We start from the raw sequence: 1,079 nt of genomic DNA, 5'->3' as shown, positions 1-1,079 counted from the left end.
GACGCCGCACGGCCCCGGCGCCGGGGCGCGCCGGCGCCCCCGCCCCGGGTGAGCGTCGCACGGGCCGCGTCCCGCGAGGCGGCGGTGATCGAGGTGCGGGCCCAGGACGCCCCGGGCCTGCTGCACCGCATCGGGCTCGCCCTGGAGACGGCGGACGTCCGCCTGCGCAGCGCGCACGTCTCGACGCTCGGCGCGAACGCCGTCGACACGGTGTACGTGACCCGTCCCGACGGCACCCCGCTCGCGGCGGAGGAAGCGGCGATGGTGGCCAAGCGGGTGGAGGGACTGCTGGCGGCGGACTGAGCGGGGCGGCGGCGCCGCGGGAGGACGGACGAGGGCCCGCCCGGCTGGCAGGGGGAGGCCGCCGGGGGGACGCGCTCGTCGTGCGGGGTGCGGGCCCCGCTGTTTGGATGGCGTCAGGCGCAGCCGTCCGTGCGAAGGGGGCCCCGTGTCCGACACCGCCGCCTACGGCGTCCTCGAACCCGGGGCCGTCCACTTCGACGACCTCGACGCCTTCGGCATGCTCTACAACAGCCACTACGCCGTCCTCGCCGAACGCGCCTGGGTCGCGTACTGGCAGCGCCGCGAGGTCGCCTACTCCTCCGACTGGAAGATGCTGGACGACGGCTTCAACGTGGCCAAGGAGCTTCTGGTGGGGTTCGACGCCCCGATCGACCGGCCCGGGACCTACGGCGTGCACCTGTGGGTCGAGCGCCTCGGCCGCACCTCGCTGACCTACGGCTTCCGCGTCTGCTCGCCGGACGGGTCCCGCACGTACGCCCACGGCCGCCGCACGGTCGTGCGCCTGGACCGCGGGACGCTGCGGCCCGCGCCGTGGAGCGAGCGGGCGCGCGAGCTGTGCACCGCCCTCCTGCGGCCGGGGGCCGAGGAGGACTGAGCGGCGGGACGGCAGGGCGAAGGCCGGGCGCCGGCCGATGGGGGAGCGAGCGACGGGGCGCCGGACGGCGGCGACGGATCGGCGGGGCGCCGGACGGCGGGGGACCGGCCGGCGGGGAGCAGGACGCCGGGTGGTGGGGGATCGGCCGGGCCGGGGCCGGGGCCGGGGCCAGGCGGGTGGC

Annotated in this window: 2 protein-coding genes; both read left to right on the top strand. The window is 78.3% G+C overall.

What is annotated here, in order from left to right; all coding sequences use genetic code 11:
• A partial coding sequence (locus tag L1885_RS28670; RefSeq protein WP_372482063.1) for an ACT domain-containing protein occupies window positions 1–303 on the top strand: 303 nt, incomplete at its 5' end.
• A 145-nt stretch (window positions 304–448) separates the two neighbouring features.
• Window positions 449–898: an acyl-CoA thioesterase gene (locus L1885_RS28665; RefSeq protein WP_235800050.1), complete on the top strand. Its 450-nt coding sequence runs from the start codon at window positions 449–451 to the stop codon at window positions 896–898.
• Window positions 899–1,079: the final 181 nt, after the last annotated feature.

This window comes from Streptomyces fuscigenes (genome assembly GCF_021556455.1).
Classification (GTDB): Bacteria; Actinomycetota; Actinomycetes; order Streptomycetales; family Streptomycetaceae; genus Streptomyces; species Streptomyces fuscigenes.
Note: the sequence above shows the minus strand (reverse complement) of the source record. Positions and strands in the feature narration are given on the sequence as shown.